13 protein-coding genes are annotated in these 17,610 nt (G+C 26.3%); 4 read left to right on the forward strand and 9 right to left on the reverse strand.

Annotated elements, in window-relative coordinates:
• Window positions 1-29: 29 nt before the first annotated feature.
• From ACFIJ5_RS16940 to ACFIJ5_RS16955, 4 genes are all read right to left on the reverse strand, one after another.
• Window positions 30-2,384, reverse strand: a complete 2,355-nt coding sequence (locus tag ACFIJ5_RS16940) for a PAS domain S-box protein (protein WP_379809151.1) — start codon at window positions 2,382-2,384, stop codon at window positions 30-32.
• 368 nt (window positions 2,385-2,752) lie between these two features.
• Window positions 2,753-3,106 (reverse strand): C-GCAxxG-C-C family protein, encoded by a 354-nt coding sequence (locus ACFIJ5_RS16945; RefSeq protein ID WP_379809153.1) that lies wholly within the window; start codon window positions 3,104-3,106, stop codon window positions 2,753-2,755.
• 287 nt (window positions 3,107-3,393) lie between these two features.
• Window positions 3,394-4,911: an N-acetylglucosaminidase gene (locus tag ACFIJ5_RS16950; RefSeq protein WP_379809155.1), complete on the reverse strand. Its 1,518-nt coding sequence runs from the start codon at window positions 4,909-4,911 to the stop codon at window positions 3,394-3,396.
• Between the two features lie 148 nt (window positions 4,912-5,059).
• Window positions 5,060-5,860 (reverse strand): polysaccharide deacetylase family protein, encoded by an 801-nt coding sequence (locus ACFIJ5_RS16955; protein ID WP_379809157.1) that lies wholly within the window; start codon window positions 5,858-5,860, stop codon window positions 5,060-5,062.
• A 531-nt stretch (window positions 5,861-6,391) separates the two neighbouring features.
• Between ACFIJ5_RS16955 and ispF the strand changes: the two genes are divergently transcribed.
• Complete coding sequence (ispF, locus tag ACFIJ5_RS16960) at window positions 6,392-6,859, forward strand: 2-C-methyl-D-erythritol 2,4-cyclodiphosphate synthase (RefSeq protein ID WP_379809159.1); 468 nt, start codon at window positions 6,392-6,394, stop codon at window positions 6,857-6,859.
• A 73-nt stretch (window positions 6,860-6,932) separates the two neighbouring features.
• Here ispF and ACFIJ5_RS16965 read toward each other — a convergent pair whose 3' ends face one another.
• Both ACFIJ5_RS16965 and ACFIJ5_RS16970 read right to left on the reverse strand, forming a co-directional pair.
• On the reverse strand, window positions 6,933-9,704 hold the full coding sequence (locus ACFIJ5_RS16965) for a VWA domain-containing protein (protein ID WP_379809161.1): 2,772 nt from the start codon (window positions 9,702-9,704) through the stop codon (window positions 6,933-6,935).
• Window positions 9,705-9,851: 147 nt separating this feature from the next.
• Window positions 9,852-10,052: a cold-shock protein gene (locus ACFIJ5_RS16970; protein ID WP_379809163.1), complete on the reverse strand. Its 201-nt coding sequence runs from the start codon at window positions 10,050-10,052 to the stop codon at window positions 9,852-9,854.
• Between the two features lie 275 nt (window positions 10,053-10,327).
• Here ACFIJ5_RS16970 and ACFIJ5_RS16975 point away from each other — a divergent pair, with 275 nt between their 5' ends.
• Genes ACFIJ5_RS16975 through ACFIJ5_RS16985 form a run of 3 tightly spaced genes read left to right on the forward strand, consistent with a single transcriptional unit; the run spans window position 10,328 to window position 13,147 of the window.
• A complete protein-coding gene (locus ACFIJ5_RS16975; RefSeq protein WP_379809165.1) occupies window positions 10,328-11,476 on the forward strand; it encodes a double-cubane-cluster-containing anaerobic reductase in 1,149 nt (382 codons plus the stop codon).
• Between the two features lie 25 nt (window positions 11,477-11,501).
• Entirely contained in the window at window positions 11,502-12,278 is a 777-nt protein-coding gene (locus ACFIJ5_RS16980; protein WP_379809167.1) for an acyl-CoA dehydratase activase, read from the forward strand.
• Between the two features lie 5 nt (window positions 12,279-12,283).
• Window positions 12,284-13,147: an MBL fold metallo-hydrolase gene (locus ACFIJ5_RS16985; RefSeq protein WP_379809169.1), complete on the forward strand. Its 864-nt coding sequence runs from the start codon at window positions 12,284-12,286 to the stop codon at window positions 13,145-13,147.
• 32 nt (window positions 13,148-13,179) lie between these two features.
• Here ACFIJ5_RS16985 and ACFIJ5_RS16990 read toward each other — a convergent pair whose 3' ends face one another.
• From ACFIJ5_RS16990 to ACFIJ5_RS17000, 3 genes are all read right to left on the reverse strand, one after another.
• A complete protein-coding gene (locus ACFIJ5_RS16990; RefSeq protein ID WP_459253865.1) occupies window positions 13,180-14,730 on the reverse strand; it encodes a LysM peptidoglycan-binding domain-containing protein in 1,551 nt (516 codons plus the stop codon).
• A gap of 60 nt (window positions 14,731-14,790) precedes the next feature.
• Window positions 14,791-16,386 (reverse strand): DEAD/DEAH box helicase, encoded by a 1,596-nt coding sequence (locus ACFIJ5_RS16995; protein ID WP_379809171.1) that lies wholly within the window; start codon window positions 16,384-16,386, stop codon window positions 14,791-14,793.
• A 327-nt stretch (window positions 16,387-16,713) separates the two neighbouring features.
• Window positions 16,714-17,601 carry a DMT family transporter gene (locus tag ACFIJ5_RS17000; RefSeq protein WP_379809173.1) on the reverse strand — a complete coding sequence of 296 codons (888 nt, stop codon included), beginning with the start codon at window positions 17,599-17,601 and terminating at the stop codon, window positions 16,714-16,716.
• Window positions 17,602-17,610: the final 9 nt, after the last annotated feature.

Here is a 17,610-nt window from a genome sequence, read left to right on the forward strand (position 1 = left end):
TTTTTTGTTCTAAAATTGTTTTTTACTCATTACGCATATATATCTGAAAATTCAATATCAACATTTTTTATTGCGCATTGATTTATATAATTATCAATATATATTTTGCTATCAAATTTATTAATTTTTTTATTTGGAAGTAATATCTTAAATTCACTTCCCTTTCCTAGTTCACTTTTAAGACATACTTTTCCTTGGTGTAACTCTACCAATGATTTAACAATAGAAAGTCCCATTCCTGTGCCTTCTGCATTTCTTGAAAGAGATTTATCTACTTGTACAAACTTATGAAATATAAGTTTTTGTTTATTTTTAGGTATTCCTATACCATTATCTCTTACTGATATAGAAATATACTTATCTAAATTGTAAACTCTAATTTTTATTGTTCCATATTTAGGTGTAAATTTCACTGCATTCGAAAGTAAATTCAAAACACTTCTCTCTATCATTTCATAATCACAAGCTACTATACTTTCTTTAAGTTCAGTTGTAAATTCCATATTTATATGTTTTTTTTGTATATATTTATCAACTGATTTAATTATATCGTTTATTATATCTATAATATCATAATTATTTATTTTCATTTTAAAATATCCCGAATCAATTTTAGTAATATCAAGTAGATTATTTGATAATTTAATTAGCCTATAACAATTTTGTTTTATTACAGATAAATATTTTTTTAATCTGCCTTTACCTACAATAGTACTATTATCTGACATTATATTTAAGAGTTGTATTGCTCCTAAAATAACATTTAAAGGTGTACGAAGTTCATGAGACATATTAGAAAAAAACTCAGTTTTTAATTTATCATATTCCCTGATTTCTCTTAATTGTTTGGTTTTTATTTCCATATTTTTCTTCAATCGTTCAATTTTTTTCTTGTGAGATATATCTCTACATATAGTAATTCTAACCTTTTCATTTTGAAAAGTACAACAAGATTCAGCTATTTCAATATCTAATACTTTACCATCTTTTTTCCTTTTCACTCTTTTTTCTACTAATACATTTTCTTTTATATTTAATAATTTTTGATCATGTAACCCTTTTCTATTACACCATACTATATTAAACAAATCTGAAAATTTCTTACCTATCAGTTCATTGCAATTTTCATACCCAAATAATTTTATACCAGCACTGTTTATATATAAAATCTTATTATCCTTCCTTACTAATACAGTATCTGGTAAAAATTCCAAAAGTCTTTTATGATCTTCTTCTCTTTGCTTTAATTTTTCGTTTATATTTTTTTGTTCAGTAATATCATTAAAACAAACTATGTTGTATCTTTCATTATCTATTTTTAGCCTACTTCCACTTACATCTACCCATCTTTCTTCACCATTTCTTTTTAAAATCTTCATTTCACACTTAAACCATTTTTTATTTTCATCACTATTTATTAAATTACAAAATACTTCTTTAAAATCATTGTGAATAATATCATATATGCTCATACATAATAACTCTTCTTTGCTATAACCTGTAATATTTGCCATATACGTATTTAAATAAATCAACTCAGTTTTTTTTGTAATTTCAATTCCAATATTACAAGTTTGTAATAACCCTTCTATTTTTTTTTCATTTTCTTTTATAGTTTTTTGCATTTCTTTTCTTTTAGTATCATCAACACCTACTCCTATAACTACTTTTTCACCACCTAATATAATAGGGGAACGATTTACCATAATAGATTTTTGTTCATTTTCTTTCGTTAGTATTTTAATCTCATAACTACAACTTCTATTTTTATTATTTCTATGCAATCCCTCTGCTAGTTCTCTTACAAATTTTCTATAATATGGATGAATTATTTCCCAAACTTTCATTCCATATAGTTCTTTCTTTGTATATCCAGTAAAATCCTCTGTTATAGGATTTACATATAAAAAATTATTACCATTATGAATAAATATTGAAGATGTCATTGTTTCTGCTAAACCCTTAAATTTTATGTCACTTTCACTAGCCTTAGTCCACTGTTTATAAAAGCTAATTTCAAACTCATCAAACATTTTTTCAATAAAAACATAATATTTATATTTTTGTTCACTTGAAAAGCTTGTATTTTTGACAAGTTCTATGAATGACCACTTAAAACTCTTTATCATAGAAATAAAATATCCTTTATTCATTTTATTCTCTATAATTTCATATATTTTAATTACAGAACTACTTATTATTTCTTTTACTTCTTTAATCTCCTTATATTCCCTTATATATTTTACTGTATCATAAATTCCTTTTTGTATAATATCTTTGTCTATAGCTATATCTTTACCTTCATTGATAGACTTCATATAATAGATAACTTCATATGTAACCCATTCCTTATTATTAAGTATACAGTCACACAATTGATCCACTTATATAGCCCCCCCTTTTTGCCATCTTTCTTATAATAAAAACAAATATTAAACTTTTTATGCTACAAACAATATTATACTATGTTTTCAACCAATATTAACCATTAATTTATACAAAAATTACCACACTTTTCGACCTTAAAAATTTTTTTTAATTATATCAAAACTATCAAAATACCAAAGAAAGAATGAAACAAATTGATGAAAAAAGTTATACGCTAGGTTTATTTATTAATATAGAAAATTAATACATTAAAAATTCTACTTAATAGAAATACTGAATTAAAATTTTTTTATGATTTACACAAAAATATTCCATCTTATACCAAATATTATAATAAACCAATTGATATAAGATGGATTTAAAATTATATATACTTATCTAAAATATTATCTACATAATCTATTACTTCTTCACAAGTTATTCCTTTACTTTTTAACTCTCTACAATTTAAAGTACCATACTTTTCTTTTACTTCCTTTAAAACCTCTCTTACTTCTTTTGAAACTGCATTCTTTTCTGATGGATTAGACCTTCCCTTTAAATATCCCATGCTTATTATAGCTCCAGTTATAGCACCACATGTACTTCCTACCCCCATCCCTACTCCAAAAGGAGTACCTATACAAATAGGAATATTAGTATTCTTTTTTTCATTTACCGATTCAATTATTGACTCACAGCAATTATACCCCTTTTTCTTCAAATCTACAGCCTTCATATCAAACACCTCCACAGCAACATTATCAACATATACCCAAAAAGTCAATATTTTATTTTGCATATTTTTGTAAATTATTAATAAATATCAAAATTTTAATATCATTAAGTGAATATTATATAAAAATATGGTAATACTATTAAATGAGTTTAAAATATAAACCAAATGCCCCCATTAATAATTAAAAAAGAGGATAGTTAGCTTTTAGCCAACTACCCTCTTTCTATATAATACCTCTTTTTCTCAATAACCTATAAGCATTATAACATATTATCTATACTATTACATTATTTTTTATATCTTGGCAATTCAAAAACTACACTGCTATCCAATTCGTCAGAAAAATATCTAACCATTAATTTAGTTTGTGCATATGCCCATCTAATATCTGTTGCATATTGAAGAGTTGCTGGATACTTAGGATTCCATTTCATATTATAAAGAGTGTGTTTATCCTCATTATATTTGCTTGTACTATTTATATACTTTTCAGATATCCATTTAGCTCCTCCATCTATTGCATCTTCTGGAGTAAACCATCCTTGCTTATATGCATACTCTGAACCACTTTTTAATGCTGAAGAATCATAAGCATGTACTCCAAAAAAATTATGAGTTTTTTTAGGTTCTACAATATTTCCATCAACATAACTTACAACTACCCCTTTAGCTAAAGTTGACGTTCCATTACCTGTTTCAAGTAAAGCATGTACAACTAAATAGATTGGATTTACATTGTATTTTTTTGCTGCATCTATAAATGCTTGTCCTTTTTCTTCTAAAATACCTTTGCCTTTTAAAACACTATTCAAATCATCTGCTGTAATTCCAGTTGGAACATGATCTAATTTCATAAACATGTATTTACCTGTACTATCCATAAAATTTTGTGGATTCATATAATATCTTATCAAGTTTTTACTAGCAATAGACCATACATTTCCAAAAGAATATTTTGAAGTTTTCCAATTAAATTGTCTTTGTACTATATCATCAAAAGTAATATCATAATCTTTATAAATTGCATTTTGAATTGAATTATTCACTGCTCTAAAATAATTAGTATAATAATTATCAAAATCAGTATTAGAATCCTCATGCACACCTTTTACATTTGCCCTTTTAACATATGCTACTACCTTATAATCACCTACATCAATATTATTATTATAATTATATTGATAATTATTACTTCCGTTTATATAACCATTAGTTATCTCTTTATAAAATTCATATTTATAATTTGTATATTTATAAAGATACAGTCTATACTGAACATTAGTACCATTTATTGATTTAATTACAAATTCTTTTCTACCACTTGGAGAAACTGGTTCAGTGTTTAATTTACAATCTATAATTTTAGGTAAATTTTCATAACTTGAACCATCTTCAACTTGTCCTTTTATTTTGAATTGCATACTTACAGGATTAGGCAATTGACTACCTGATTTAGATCTTACACTTTTCTCTACTATTAAGTAATATTGTTTCCCTGGATAATATCCTAAAGTTGGTAAATCTAATAAAATTGTTGTATCGTGTTTTGAATCTAATTTAACTTTTACACCTAAACTTTTACCACTTGAATCAACCACTCTTATATTATTATTGTTAACTGTTGATCCATCCAATCTCATATTAAATTTTACTTTCCAAACTTTATTTACTTCTATGTCACTTCTAGGTGCTAGTACTGTATACCCAGTTTTAAAATCCTGACCAAAAGCCTGCTTAGGAACTATCATTGCACAAATAAAAAATGTTAAAATTAGTATATTGAATATTTTAATTTTTCTTTTCAAGGTACCTCCCCCTCTTTTTTAAATGTATTAATATTCATACATTAGTTAATATATTCATATTTACTATATTAAATATCTATACAAAATTATACTATTGTTTATCGTATATTTTCAAATATTATTTATATTTTTTTATACATAATTCAGTTTAATTTAAAATTTTCTTAAACAGTTCCAAATTCATATATCCTGGAATATATATTCTATTTAATTTATTTAAACCCTGTTTTTTATTTGACCACCCAATACGTGTAGTAAATGCCATTTTATAATTACATTTATCAATAGCTTTTAATGTATTATCATTATACCTACCAAATGGATATGCCAAATACTCCACTTTTTTATTGAGAAGTTTTTCTAAAAAAGATTTTGAACCCTTTAATTCTTTAACTTGTTTTTCATAAGATAGCTTGTCCAATTTTGAGTGATCTAAAGTATGGGATTGAACATCTATACAAGTATTTTGTATTTCTTTCAATTGATTTGAATTCATATAATAAGATCCTTTATCAATACAATTAGTAACCACAAAAACTGTCGCTTTCATTTTATTCTTACGTAAAATAGGATATGCGTTTGTATAATTATCTTCATACCCGTCATCAAATGTTATAACTACTGATTTTTGTGGTACTTTTTCATTATTACGAAAATATTTAAATAACTCATCTAAAGTTAAAGTCTTAAAACCTGTATTTTTCAAATAGTTCATTTGTTTTTCAAATTCCTCTTTACATACCACAAATAATCCTTCTTCATCATTAGATATAGAATGATACATAAGCACAGGAATCGATCTATATTCTTTAGATGACAATAAACTATTTTTTTTGAAATTTGAAAATCTGTTATCATAACTTACCTTACTCCATACATGATTTAAGCTGAGCATTGCAATAATAGCTATTAACACAATTCTAAATAAAATAAATCCTTTTTTCTTCATTACGATACTCTCCTATTCTGTAAAACTTAATTTTTATTATAACATAACTTTAAAATAAGTTATCCACATTATCCACATTATCCCTGTGTATAACTTGTTAATTTAGTGTTAGTTAATTGTTAATATTTAATTGTCATAATTTTCTTTATAATTTGTGAAAATATTTAAAATTTTGTTAATATTTTAAATATTTGGTGATATAATATTAATGAGGGTATTTATTTATGAAAGGTTGGGTTGCTAATGGCAAATAATAAGATTATCTTTGTTGATTTTAACAATAAAAAAAAATATAAACATAAGAAACACATGAATAATATCCTAAAATATTTATTCAATAATATAAAAAAAATATTTAGTAAAAAACGTCTAAAAAATAATACTAATAGAATAAACTCTATAAAACATAAAATGAATTTATAATATTTCAATAAATTCAATATTAAACTTCCTATTTTATAATAAATAAGGAAGTTATCTATTTTTTTGTTATACTCTACATATGATATAATATTATGTGGAGGTGTTAAAATGAGAATAGGAATGGGTTATGATGTACATAAATTGGTTGAAAATAGGAAATTAATACTAGGCGGAGTACAAATACCTCATGTTAAAGGTCTATTAGGACACTCAGATGCTGATGTACTTATACATGCCATAATGGACAGTTTATTGGGAGCTGCTGCTCTCGGTGATATAGGAAAACATTTTCCTGATACTGATAACAATTTTAAAGGAATTTCAAGTGTTTTACTTTTAGAAAAAGTCAAAAAATTAATTAATGATGCTGGATATAAAATAATTAACATTGATGCTACAATAATAGCTGAAAAGCCTAAAATGGCACCTCATATTGAAAATATGAAAAAAAACATTTCTAAAGCATTAAATATAAACATAAATCAAATAAATATCAAAGCTACTACTGAAGAGGGTTTAAATTTTACTGGAAAAGAAGAAGGTATTTCTGCACAAAGTATATGTCTAATAAATTAGTATGCTAGACGTTAATGCTCTAGCATACTTTTTATAATAATATATTTACAAACACATTTCTTTTTTATTTAGTTTATTTTCTTTTTTTTATTCTTAATAATGTAGATGTATCAATTGTTTGTTTATTGTTAGTTTTTTTGTCATTATCACTTTTATCATTCTTTTGATTTTCGTTATCATCATTATTATAGTTATCAACATATTCTTTTTCATCATTATATTTATCCACATTTTTATTAACATTATTTTTTATTTTGTTATTACTATTTTTAGTTGGAACTATTTCTTTTACCTTTGATTTAACTTTTAAAATCTTAGATTGTAATTTATTATATGGTAAGTTAATTCTCCTCAATGCAATATCTAATACAAATAGCATAAGTGCAGCAATAAGTAAAATGGTTGTAATATTTCTCTTTGCATAAATTTCTTTCAACTTTCCTTTAAATACGTCAGAAGGTTTATTTATAAATTTTCCTGAAGCTTGTTTAACTAATCTATCCAGTTCTTGATTTTCATCTGCTATTTTATATTCTGGCGAATACTGCATACAAATTCCTGTAGTACTTGAGTTTACAATTCCTCCATTTTTCAATTCGTTTATTTTTATAATATATGCTCCTGTTTCTTTCATTTCAAAACATCCACTAAAATTTTGTGGACGTACAGGATATAACTTTGATTTTATTTTTTTCATAGATGGTCCTATTATCTCCATTTCTACATCTAAATCTTCTGATGCTCTCTTATCTTCTAAATTCACTATACCTTTGTTACCATCTATATTAGTGTTAACTATCATACTTTCATTATTATAATTTTCAACAGTCCAATTTATCATATTCTGCCATAATTTAAGATTCTTATTCCATCCTATAAAATTTGCACTCCATTTACCACTTATATCAGAATTCCACGCTGCTGTTTTACCTAACCCATACTGCCAAACTGTAAGTATAGGATCATCTTCATTACTCTTAAGAATTACTTTTGCAGTATTTTTAGGTGTAGCTCCTACATATCCTAAAAGTGGTGGAAAACCCTCTTCATAAACTCCAGAAATTATAGGATGTATATTTTGTACTATTGGAGTAAATTTTTTATTATTTAAATATGTTCTAGAAACCATAAATGTTTCTTTTGCAAAAATCCTAGGTATATTTGTTGATTCATCTGTATAATAAAATCTTCCTTTAGCTTTTTCTGATATATATTTTAATAACCCAACATCTGAATCTTGTCCAACTGATACGGTAGATACTGTAATGTGATGTTTATTTATATCACTAATTAATGTATCATATCCTTGTCCTTCTCCCTGTCCATCTGTTAAAAGTATTATATGTTTAATCTTTGCATTACTTTCTTTAAGTGAATTATAAGCTTCAGATAATGCTGGAAGTATACTAGTACCTCCTCCGCCTCTTAATGTTCCAATTTGATTTCTTATTGACTTCTTATCTTTTGCTTTTTGTCTTTCTACTACCCAATATTGTTTATCATCAAAAGCTAAAACACCTATCTCATCTCTATCTCTTAAAAAATCTACTGTCCTTGCTGCCGCTTCTTTAGCTAGTTCCATTTTTGTGCCACCCATACTTCCTGATCTATCTATTACAAGCATCATAGACATATCTGGTATTTCTTTTTTTCCTCTCATATCCATATATACAGGCAATACATCTTCTAAGGATGTCTTCGAATATCCTCCTAATGCAAAAGAATTTTCTCCACCAGCAGCAATAAAACCTCCCCCTAAATCTTTAACATAAGACTCTAATGAATTTAAAAAACCTTCACTTAAATTTTCTGCAGAAACATTACAAGTAATTATAGTCTTATACTTAGATAATCCCTTTAATGTAGAAGGCTCTCCTCCTGCTTTTACTACATCATAATTCATATTTGATGCTTCTAACATTTTTATTACTTCATTTGCATCTTCTTTATCTTTAATAACCAAAATCCTTGCTTTATCTCTAATCTCAGTAAAAGTAGAAGCTTCATTATTTGAAATTTCATTATCTAAAGAAGGTTCTATATTAACTTTATAAGTTTTAAATCCTCCAACATCTGCAATATCTTTAAAAATAAATTTATTATTTCCTTTAGTTATTTTAACATTTTCATCTATTTTTTTAGTATTACCACTAAATAATGTTATTTTAGAATTTGTGTTTACAGTGCTTTTTATATCTACTTCCACATTAAATTCTTGGCCTACTCTAATTTTTTTTGGTACTATTAAATTTTCTACTGCCACTTCATCTTTTTTAACATTATTTATTTTATAAACTTCTAAATTAACTCCTTGAGCCTTTAATGTAGGAACAAGCTTAGTACTATTTCCTTGGTTTTCTTTTCCATCAGTTAGTAATACTATTCTTTTCTTTGTATTATTAGGTATTATTGAAAGTGAATTCATAAGTGCATTTTCTATATTAGTATATCTACCATTAGGCTCTGTTTCTAAACCTGAAAAAGCTGATTTTTTAGATATAAAATTATCTACAAGTGCATTATCTCCAAATGACATAACTCCAAATGAATCTCTAGAGCTTTTAGTTTTAATAGCATTTTCAACAAAATTTTCACATTGTTTTTTATTTTTTTCCATACTATCAGAACAATCCACCAAAAATATAGTTGTAATATCTTTAGCTCTCCAAATTATACTTAAATCTGCTAAAGATAAAATTAACATTATGATTATACAATTTCTTATAATAGATATTATGATTTTTCTAATTTTATTTATTTTAAGTTTTCTTGATGAATAAATAGTTAAAAACATTAATATTGGAATTAAAAGCAAAATCCAAGGTCTTGTGACTTCAATTTTCAAACCTATCACACCCCATTTAAAATAAATATACTTTTTTTACAATTATTATAAATATTTTACCATACAAAACATAAAGAACCAAAGCATCTATCCAAAAAATAAAAAAACGGCATTTAAAAAATGCCGTTTATACATTCGAATTTTAAATTATAGTTTAACAACGTTAGCAGCTTGAGGTCCTTTTTTACCTTCAACTACTTCGAACTCAACGCCTTCGCCTTCTTCTAAAGATTTAAATCCGTCACCTTGGATAGCTGAATAATGTACGAATACATCATTTTCTCCATCTACTTCGATAAATCCAAATCCTTTTTCTTTGTTAAACCATTTAACTGTACCTTTTTTCATTTTAATTCCTCCATACTTCTTAAATTAACCTTAGAGATAAAAATTAATTTTAAACTTTTATCAATAAAATTTACATCTTATTAATTTTACACCTTTATCAATATTATTTCAAGTAAAAGTTAATAATTTGTTCTAAAATTTCAACTGTTTCTTAAATACTGTTTTATAAGAAAAAATAATGATTTTGCCTCTATTTATAGTTTTTATCTATTGTGGCAGTTTTGAATTATAAAATCAAATACAATAAAAGTATAAAAATAAAGGAGTGACAACTTATGAACGATTTTCCTGAAATATTTAATGAATTTAGTGAAGCAAGAAAAAATGGATTTATAAAAATAAAAAATTTAAAAGAAACTGGCAAAAAAATAGTAGGAACTTTTTGTGCTTTTACCCCTTATGAACTTATCATGGCTGCTGATGCAATTCCTATCTCTCTATGTGGTGGAAGCCAAGAACCTATATCAGATGCTGAAAGAGATTTACCACGAAATTTATGTCCACTTATTAAATCAAGTTATGGTTTTGGAATAACAAATAAATGTCCTTATTTCTATTTTTCAGATATGATTGTAGGTGAAACTACTTGTGATGGCAAAAAGAAAATGTATGAATATCTAAGCAAACTAAAACCAATGCATATTATGCAGCTTCCACAAACTATAGACCATGATAGGTCAATGGAATTATGGAGTAACGAAATGCTTGCTTTAAAAAAATCACTTGAAAATCAACTTGATGTTAAAATAACAGAAAATGATATTAAAAAAGCTATACAACTCAGAAATGAAGAAAGACGTATTTTAAAAGAATTTTATGAATTAAGCACACTTTGCCCTCCTCCAATCACTGGACTTGAAATGATCAAAGTACTTCATGGTACTGAATTTACAATAGATAAAAAACAACAAAACAAAGATATAAAAAAATTAATAAACAACATCAAAGAAAAATATAAAAATGAGAAACATAAAATCTCAGAAAATACACCTAGAATACTTATAACTGGTTGCCCTATAGGAGAAGCTACAGAAAAAATAGTTAAATTAGTAGAGGAAAATGGTGGCATTGTTGTTTGTTTTGAAAATTGTAGTGGAATAAAATCTAAATATAGATTAGTTGATGAAAATAAAAATGTCATAGATGCCCTAACTGAAAATTACCTCAATATAGGTTGTTCTTGTATATCTCCTAATGATAACAGAATAGACTTATTATCAAAATTAATTGACCAATATAAAATTGATGGAGTAATTGACATGATTCTTCAAGCTTGTCATACTTATAATGTAGAGACTAAACGAATTAAAGAATTTGTAACTACAAAAAAAGAAATACCTTATATGAGTTTAGAAACTGATTATTCTGAATCCGATATAGGCCAACTTAAAACTCGTATATCTGCATTTATAGAAATGCTTTAACTTTAAGATGTAAGGAGGACTACTTATGTATTCTATAGGAATTGATTCAGGGTCTACCGCAACTAAAGGGGTACTGTATAAAAATAATAAAATCCTTGATTATGTTATAGTACCAACAGGCTGGAGTCCTAAGAAAACTTGTGAAAACGTATTAGATACACTGCTTAAGAAAGTAAATGCTAAAAGAGAAGAGGTAAAAATTGTAGCTACTGGTTACGGAAGAGTAGCTATTACGTTTGCAGATAAAACTATAACTGAAATAACCTGTCACGCTAAAGGAGCACACTTTTTAAATTCTAATACTAAAACTATCATTGACATTGGTGGGCAAGACAGTAAAGTTATCAGTATAGATGTAGATGGCAATGTAACAGATTTTATGATGAATGACAAATGTGCTGCTGGTACTGGTAGATTTTTAGAAGTAATGATAAATTTATTAGGTTCTGACATAAGTGATTTAGATACACTTACTAAAAATGCTAAACCTCAATCCATTACAAGCATGTGTACTGTATTTGCTGAATCAGAAGTTATAAGTCTTTTAGCTAATGGTGCTTCCAAAGAATCTGTGGCTGCAGGAATAATTAGCTCTATAGTAAATAAAACTTCTACACTAGTAAATAAATTAAATGTAACTGATGAAATTTTATTTACTGGGGGACTTGCTCAAAGTAATGAAATAGCAAATGCTTTAAGTAAAAAATTAAATAAGCAAATACATACTTCTCAATTTTCTCAATTTGCTGGGGCAATTGGTGCTGCTGTAATTGGATGGAATAAATTTTGCATAAGGAGATGATTCCCTTGAAATTAACAACTTTAATAGAAAATTCATTAGGAGAAAATAAATCTTTAACCAATGAACATGGCTTATCTATGTTTATTGAAACACCAGAAAGTACTATTCTTTTTGATACTGGTAAAACAGGTGACTTCATCGAAAATGCAAAAAAATTAAATGTAGACTTAAAAAAAGTGGATTATTTAATACTTAGCCATGCTCATTATGATCATTGTGGTGGTGTAAAAAAATTTTTGAATGCTTTTAATATAAAACCTAAATTTTATGTAAGTGAATACTTTTTTGATAATATGGATAAATATCATTATTATGCTAATAATAAAAAACTTGATTTTTCAGATAATACCGATACATATAAATATATAGGAATAGACTTTGATAAAGATTTCATAGAAAATAAAGGTTTAGAAGTTAATTTTGTAGATTCAAATATAATAAAAATCTCTTCATCTATTTATATATTTACTAATTTTGAAAAAACTAATGAAATTGAAAAATTAAATCCGAATATGAAAGTTAAAATTAATAATAACTATGTTACTGATACTTTTAAAGATGAAATAGTTTTAGCTATAGACACAGAAAAAGGTCTTCTTATCTTAACAGGTTGTTCTCATCCAGGAATTATAAACATAGTTGATACAATCAGAAAAAGAACAAATAAAAAAATTTACGGTGTCATTGGAGGAACTCATCTTGTAGAAGCAGATAAATCTAGAATTGAAGCAACTATTAAACACTTTAAAAAATTAGGAATTGAACTTATAGGTGTATCTCATTGTACAGGAGAAACAGCTGTTAAAATGTTTAAAAAGCAGTGTAATAATTTTTTTATAAACTCTACTGGAACAACAATAGAAATATAAAAAGTAAGAATAGAGAACAAAGTTCTCTATTCTTACTTTTTAGAAACCACTATATCACTTTGTATCATATCCCAAATCTTTGGATCCTCCATACCAAGTCTCCAAAGTGCTACTCCTTTAATTCCCAATTCATATGCTTTCTTAATTTTTGCTTTTATACTTCTAGTGTCTTCAAACCAAACTTCATGTTCATTACCATTTTCATCTGTATATGAAAATGTAGGAGTTTGAGTTTTTTCATCAAATATTATTTCTTTATTATACTTTTTAGCTAAATCTACCGCCTTTGAATAAGTAACATAATTATTCTTACCTGTAGTTAAATTAAAATCAAATCCGAATACTGAAACTGCTGCCACTATTTTTTCCCTGTCAATCTTTGTTACTGTATAATTTATTACTCTTTCCATCCATCCTATTGAAACTACTGGTCCTGGCCCACTTCCAGGCCATCCGTGTTCATTATAAAGCATTATAACTGCTTCATCTAATGCCTCTCCTATCCTTTCATAATCAAAAGGATCAGAAAATGGATTAAAAGGTTTATCACTTATTCTAGATGGTAATGCTGCTGAAACATAGTACCCTTTTTGGTGAAGTCTTCTTCCAAGTTCGGTATAAAACTTAGTTAAATTTTCACTATCCTCTATATTCACATCTTCTATATCCATATTTACACCATCGAAATTATATTTTTCTATTAAAGCTATTACACTATTAATAAATGTTTGACGGTTTTGTTTAGTAGAAACCATTTGACTAACTAATTCTCTAGCAAGTTCAGTTCCTCCATTCTTATATAATAGATTGTGAACTGTAGGCATAATTTTTATATTATTTGTGTGAGCTATAAAAACTAAATTTTTTACATATTGATCTGTAAACTCACCAAATTTTTCTATCTGTGTAGGATCTTTAGGATCTATTCTAAACATAAACAGCCCTAATTCCGAAATATTATATTTATTATTTACAAATGAATCATAAGAACTAGGTAATTGTGGTCCTTCTTCAGTAGTATAATATCCTAATATACTAGAAATAGGTTTTCTTGCTCCATATGTTTTAAATTGAACAATACTATCTGAAATCCAACCTATATCACCATTAAAAAGTCTAACTTTATACCATTTTCCTCTTACTGCTACTACAGGCAACCTAGCTTTTTTTGACATTTTAGCAACCACAGGATATTGTTTCCCTGGGCCACTTCTAATATTTCCATTATTGACTCCCACTACAACCTCTGTATAAAAAGGTATTTTTAAAGGCTTACCTATTAACAAAATGATTGAATTTAAGTTGTTTAATTTTACTATACTTTTTACTGTTGTATTTAATAATTTTGCAATTGAATAAAGTGAATCTCCAGGTTGAACAGTATAAAATATAGCAGTAATATATAACTTCTGTCCTGGATAAATCATATTACTCTCTAAATTATTGTATTCCTTTATACGTTTTATAGTAGTACCGAATTTTCTAGATATAGAATATAGACTATCACCAGGTTTAACAATATAACTAATTGGTAACATTCTTATCATTCCTAATAAATTACTTATACATTCTATACTATGCATCAATACTACTATATTATAATATATTTCAAAATTTGCTTAACTGGATTTTCTTAAAATAACCTATCTTGAATTTGCTGGTTCTATATTTATTTTATTTCCTTTTATTTTATTATTTTTCATCACTTTTAAAACATCTTTTGCATTCTCTTTTGGAACCTCTACAAAAGTAAATTTATCATAAATATCTATTTTTCCTATAACCTTACCTCTAATACCTGTTTCACCAGCTATAGCTCCTATAAAGTCTCTTGCACTAACCTTATGTCTTCTTCCCACATTTATGAAAAGTCTAACCATTCCTTGTTCTGCACCTGTATTTTCTAAATCATCACTCTCGTCTATATCTTCACTTTCAGTATTACTCTTTTCATTATTTATACTCATTTTTAGAAGAGCTGCTGCTACATCAATTTCTGTATAATCTTCTTCTGTCATTTTTTCTATATAATTAATGTATCTTCCTAAATGTCCATCCTCTATAACAGATTTTACGTTTTCCATAAATGAGTTTATTTTTATTTCTTCTACATCTTTAATTGTTGGAATTTCTTGACGAGTAATTTTAGTCTTAGCATATTTTTCTATTTCTTTTAATTTTCTAATACTTCTACCTGAAACAAATGAAAAAGCTCTTCCCGTTCTTCCTGCTCTTCCTGTTCTTCCAATTCTGTGAACATAATATTCCTCATCTTGTGGTAAATCATAATTAAATACAATTTCAACGTCATCTACATCAATACCTCTAGCTGCTACATCTGTTGCTATTAATATCTCTACAGTACCATTTCTAAATTTATTCATAACTCTATCTCTTTGACGTTGATTTAAATCTCCATGAAGTGCATCCGCAAAATATCCTCTAGATTGAAGCTGTATAACTAACTCATCTACTTTTCTTTTAGTATTACAAAATACTACTGATAATTTTGGGTTATACATATCTATTAATCTAGTTAATACTTCTAGCTTACTTTTCTCTTTAACTTGAAAATATTTTTGTTCAATATTAGGAACTGTAAGTTGTTTATGTACTACCTTTATAATTTGTGGGTCCTTTTGATATTTTTTAGTTATATCTAAAATTGTTTTAGGCATAGTTGCTGAAAATAAAATTGTTTGTCTTTCTTTTGGTATTTCTTTAAGTATAGTCTCAATATCCTCTATAAAACCCATATCAAGCATTTCATCCGCTTCATCTAATCCCATTATTTTTACATTTTGCATTTTTAATGTTTTACGTCTCATATGATCCATAACTCTTCCTGGTGTACCAATTACTACTTGAACTCCTCGTTTCAATGCCTTGATTTGACGTTCTATAGGTTGACCTCCATATATAGCTAAAATATTAATGTTTTCTTGATATCGAGAAAGTTTTTTAAGTTCTTCTGCAAATTGAATAGAAAGTTCTCTTGTAGGACATAAAACAAGTGATTGAACTTCATTACTTTCAGAATCTACTTTTTCTAAAATTGGAATTCCGATAGCTGCTGTTTTTCCTGTTCCAGTCTGTGCTTGACCTATTACATCTCTTCCCTCTAAGATGTATGGTATTGATTTTGCTTGAATAGGAGATGGTTCTTCAAATCCCATATCTGTTATTGCTCTTATTATTTCTGGTGATAAATTTAACTCTTTAAACTTAATTTTTTCCATATTATATTTCCTTCCTATAATAGTTTTTAGTGTATCTTATATCTTTATTATTTATATAATTTAAATATTTATTTAATAAAAATTTAGTTATGTTTATAATATTTGCAAATTAATAATTAAACTAATAAAAAAACGATATTCACAAGAATATCGTTTCTGAATAATCAAGTTATAAAATATTATTTCATACTTTATCAATATATCCAATTTCTTATGTGTTTATTTAATTCATATTACATAAACAAGTTTAAAATTAGTTTTTTATAAAATTATTTATTAAATGGCATAATAAATATTATAACATATATGTTTTCTGTTGTCCACACCTTAAAGTTTTTTCTTTTTTAAAAATTTCCATTTAGTTTCAGCAGTTATTACAGCTATGAAAATAAAAATACATCCAAAAATCATTTTTATTGTAAATACATCATCTAAAAAAATAACCGCAAATAGAGAACCAAAAAAAGATTCAAGAGAAAGTATTAATGCTGCATGAGTAGAATAAGTATATTTTTGTGCTACATTTTGAACAATAAAAGCAATCATTGTGCTAAATATTCCCAAATATAATATGCATATAATTCCTCTTGTATTTAATGGTTGTAATTTAGGTTCAAAAATAACTGCACATAGAAGAGAAAATATAGTACCTGTTCCTAATTGAACTACTGTTAAAATTATAGGATCAATGTTTTTTGTAAAAAAACCAATTGCAACTATTTGAGCTGCAAAAAATATTGCACATATAAGAGTTAAATTATCTCCTATACCTATATGAAAACTTCCCTGCACCGTTAACATACCTATACCCACAAGAGCTAAAAATGCTGCTATTATAGAATAGTTATCTGGTTTCTTTTTACTGAATACCCAATATAAAAAAGGTACTATTACTACATAAGTTGCTGTCAAAAATGCTTGTTTACCTGCTGTAGTATATTGAAGCCCTATGGTTTGAAACATAAAACCTCCAAATAAGAAAACTCCTACTATTGTCCCTAACATGATATCTTTTTTATTTATTTTTTTTACTTTTTTCCAAAATACTATAGTCATAAGTATAGTAGATATACCAAATCTCATTGTCATCATATAAAATGGTGTAACACTATCTAAAGCATCTTTTACTGCTACAAATCCTCCACCCCATATTATGGCTACAAAAAACAATGATAAATCTGCGTAAATACTTTTTTTCTTGTTACTAACTTCCACTACTATTCC

The organism is Haloimpatiens myeolchijeotgali (assembly GCF_042688525.2).
Taxonomy (GTDB): Bacteria; Bacillota; Clostridia; order Clostridiales; family Clostridiaceae; genus Haloimpatiens.

Excerpts from the sequence above, each read along its gene's own strand:
- ACFIJ5_RS16990 (WP_459253865.1), bottom strand. The coding sequence starts at position 14,730 with ATGCATAGTATAGAATGTATAAGTAATTTATTAGGAATGATAAGAATG.
- ACFIJ5_RS16975 (WP_379809165.1), top strand. The coding sequence starts at position 10,328 with ATGAACGATTTTCCTGAAATATTTAATGAATTTAGTGAAGCAAGAAAA.
- ispF (WP_379809159.1), top strand. The coding sequence starts at position 6,392 with ATGAGAATAGGAATGGGTTATGATGTACATAAATTGGTTGAAAATAGG.
- ACFIJ5_RS16955 (WP_379809157.1), bottom strand. The coding sequence starts at position 5,860 with ATGAAGAAAAAAGGATTTATTTTATTTAGAATTGTGTTAATAGCTATT.
- ACFIJ5_RS16970 (WP_379809163.1), bottom strand. The coding sequence starts at position 10,052 with ATGAAAAAAGGTACAGTTAAATGGTTTAACAAAGAAAAAGGATTTGGA.
- ACFIJ5_RS16980 (WP_379809167.1), top strand. The coding sequence starts at position 11,502 with ATGTATTCTATAGGAATTGATTCAGGGTCTACCGCAACTAAAGGGGTA.
- ACFIJ5_RS16945 (WP_379809153.1), bottom strand. The coding sequence starts at position 3,106 with ATGAAGGCTGTAGATTTGAAGAAAAAGGGGTATAATTGCTGTGAGTCA.
- ACFIJ5_RS16995 (WP_379809171.1), bottom strand. The coding sequence starts at position 16,386 with ATGGAAAAAATTAAGTTTAAAGAGTTAAATTTATCACCAGAAATAATA.